Consider the following 2,995-nt stretch of genomic DNA (forward strand, 5'->3'; position numbering starts at 1 on the left):
CCCGAAGCTGGAGCCGCTGCCCCGGGTGATGAGCACGGACAGCCCCTCGGGAGCGCGGCCGGCGAGCAGCACCACGGCCTCGGGTCGGCTCGTGAGGCGCGCGGCGACGGAGCGCAGGTACTCGGGCGTGGCGCCGTCGAGCACCGCCACCACGCGCTTGTCGGGGGACTGCTCCAGCTGGGCGACGAGCTCGGCGGCGGTGGACTCGGCGAGCTTCGCCCGGGCCGCGCCGAGCGCCTCGCGCACGTCGGTGAGATCCCGCCGCAGCTTGTCCACGGAGGCCGTCACGTCCAGCGGCCCGCACGAGAAAGTCCGGCCGAGCGCCCGCAACGCACCGGCCTCCTCCCACAGCTCGGCGCGGGCGCGACGGCCGGCGGAGAAGAGGACGCGGCCCTTGCCCTTGTAGCGCTCCACGCCGAGCACGCGCACCATGCCCACCTGCCCCGAGCGCGTGCAGTGGGTGCCACCGCAGGGTGACACGTCGAAGCCGCTGATCTGGATGACGCGGATGTTCTCCGTCACCTTGGGCGCGCGGCGCAGGGGGAGGGCGGCCAGCTCCTCGGGCGTGGGGAAGAAGGCGCGGATGGCCACATCGTCGTCGATGAGGGCGTTGACCCGCTCCTCGGCCTCGGCGACGCGCCGCTCGTCGAGCACGTCCAGGTCCACGTCGATGGTGCACAGCGTCTCGCCCAGGCGCGAGGAGACGGTGTGGGCGTTGGCCACGTCCACCAGCGCGCGCGAGAGCATGTGCTGGCCGGTGTGCAGGGCCATGTGGACGCGGCGGCGGACGCGGTCGATCTCCCCGGACAGCTCGGCGCCGAGCTCGGGGAGCCCCGTGCCCTCGGGCAGCTCCAGCAGGTGGTGGACGACGCCCGCCTCATCCACCTGCACGTCGCGGATCGCCTGGCCGCCGAGCACGCCCCGGTCGGCCATCTGGCCACCCGCCTCCGGGTAGAAGGCGCTGCGGTCGAGCACGACGGAGGGGGCACCGTTCCACGAGCCGTGCGCGATGACGCGCCCGGTGAACCGGAAGAGGAAGGGATCGCTGTAGTAGAGGCGCTCGGTGGGGGTCATGGCTCTGGGAGGGATAACACGGCGCATGCGCCTCCCCATCTTCTGAATTCAGACAACACTGGAATAGCGGTGAAATCTTGGATTCTCATGGTATGCTCGAGACTCCCTTGAACGAGGAGTCTTCCATGCGTCTGCGCGCTCTCTTGCTGGCCGGGGTGATGGCCCTGTCCTTCACCGCTTCCCAGGCCCAGGCCGTCACCAATGGCACGGCCGATGGCAACGCCCACCCTTATGTGGGGGCCCTGGTGGCCGCGGACTGGCTGCGTCCCGGGCAGAAGGACGTGCTGTGCTCGGGCACGCTCATCTCTCCAACCGTCTACCTGACGGCGGCGCACTGCACCGGGTACCTGGAGTCGCTGGGCATCACCCAGGTGTGGGTCACCTTCGATGCGGAGTTCTCCTCGAAGGCGAAGCTCTACTCGGGCCGCATGTACACGCACCCCGGCTACCCGGGGAACGAGCATGACTCGCTGGACATCGCGGTGGTGGTGCTGGACCAACCGGTGCGCGGCATCACCCCGGCGCGGCTGCCCAAGGCCGGCATGTTCGACGCGATGAAGGCGGCGGGCACGCTCTCCGGCCAGCTCTTCACCAACGTGGGCTACGGCGGGCAGGAGCGCGTCATCGACGCGGGCGGGCCGGTCATCGGCTACCTCGACACCCGCGAGGTCTCGGTCTCGTCCTTCTCCGCGCTGAACGACACCTACCTGCGCCTGTCGCAGAACGTCGCCACGGGCGACTCCGGCACCTGCTACGGCGACTCGGGCGGCCCGCAGTTCCTCGGGGCCGGCGCGGGCGAGACGAACATGGTGGTGAGCACCACCATCACCGGTGACTCGCAGTGCGTGTCGACGAACGTGGACTACCGGCTCGACACGCCGTCGGCGCGCAACTTCCTCGGGCAGTTCGTCGTCCTGCCGTAGCGCGCACGGAGGGCCTGTCCAGGGGCGCGGGGCTACTTCGGTCCGTACTGCTGCTTGAGCTCATCCATGGACAGGCCACTCCACCGGGACAGGAGCGCCATGACGTCCCGGGCGTGGAGGAAGTGGAGGGTGTCCCCGGCGAACACAGAGAGGAACACGCCGCCGCAGTGGGGCAGCTTCGCGCCGCTGGACTCGAGGTAGTTCACGAGGCGCGGCAGCACGTAGTCGAGCAGGTGGGCGCGCACGTCCCCGGCCGGGAGGACGAGCTCGTAGCTGATGGCGCCCGAGATGTCGTCACCCGCCTGGGCGCGCATGCGCGAGATGGCTTCGTTGGCCTCGGCGGCGGGTGCGCGGTCGAAGGCGAGGCGGAGCAGTTCGTCAGTGGCGTCCATGGGCATCTCCTCCAGGGCTTCCCAGCACGACATCCCTGGCGGTGCAAGGGCCTGGGAGGGGTTTGGGGGACTCGCGACTTTTCTCAATCGTCCGCGACTCCGGAAAGAGCCAGCGGCGGTCCCCACGAGCGGTTAGGTTTGCCGCATGGCAGATACGCAGCTCGTGGAAGCCCTTCGCCGACACGGCATCTCCGACGCGCGGGTCCTCGAGGCGATGGGCCGCCTGACCCGGGCGGAGTTCGTCCCGGAGTCGGTGCGGAGAGAGGCCGGGCAGGACTCGGCGCTGCCCATCGGCCACGGCCAGACCATCAGCCAGCCCTTCGTCGTGGCCGTCATGACGCAGGCCCTCAATCCCCAACCGGGTGAGCGGGTGCTGGAGATTGGCACGGGCTCGGGCTACCAGACGGCCGTGCTCGCGCAGCTCACCGGCCAGGTCTACACGGTGGAGGTCCTCCCCGAGCTCGCCGGGCCGGCGCGCGAGCGGCTCACACGGCTCGGCTTCCCGAACGTGCACTTCCGGGTAGGCGATGGCTCGGCTGGCTGGCCGGAGGAGGAGCCCTTCGACGCCATCATGGGGACCGCCGCTCCGGAGCGGCTGCCTCCCGC

The 2,995-nt window shown here is 70.5% G+C and carries 4 protein-coding genes; 2 read left to right on the plus strand and 2 right to left on the minus strand.

Annotation, left to right across the window (positions count from 1 at the left end):
* Positions 1-1,074: alanyl-tRNA editing protein (locus VF697_RS32615; protein WP_331101091.1), on the minus strand; the 1,074-nt coding region annotated here is incomplete at its 3' end.
* Positions 1,075-1,199: 125 nt separating this feature from the next.
* On the opposite strand from VF697_RS32615, the gene VF697_RS32620 reads away from it, so the two are divergent.
* Positions 1,200-1,997, plus strand: coding sequence for a S1 family peptidase (locus tag VF697_RS32620; protein ID WP_331101093.1), 798 nt, complete (start codon positions 1,200-1,202; stop codon positions 1,995-1,997).
* 32 nt (positions 1,998-2,029) lie between these two features.
* On the opposite strand, the gene VF697_RS32625 is transcribed toward VF697_RS32620, so the two are convergent.
* Positions 2,030-2,389, minus strand: a complete 360-nt coding sequence (locus VF697_RS32625; protein WP_331101095.1) for an STAUR_1299 family protein — start codon at positions 2,387-2,389, stop codon at positions 2,030-2,032.
* 145 nt (positions 2,390-2,534) lie between these two features.
* Here VF697_RS32625 and VF697_RS32630 point away from each other — a divergent pair.
* A partial coding sequence (locus VF697_RS32630; protein ID WP_331101097.1) for a protein-L-isoaspartate(D-aspartate) O-methyltransferase occupies positions 2,535-2,995 on the plus strand: 461 nt, incomplete at its 3' end.

The sequence above is a fragment of the Archangium sp. genome (assembly GCF_036388035.1).
GTDB lineage: Bacteria > Myxococcota > Myxococcia > Myxococcales > Myxococcaceae > Archangium.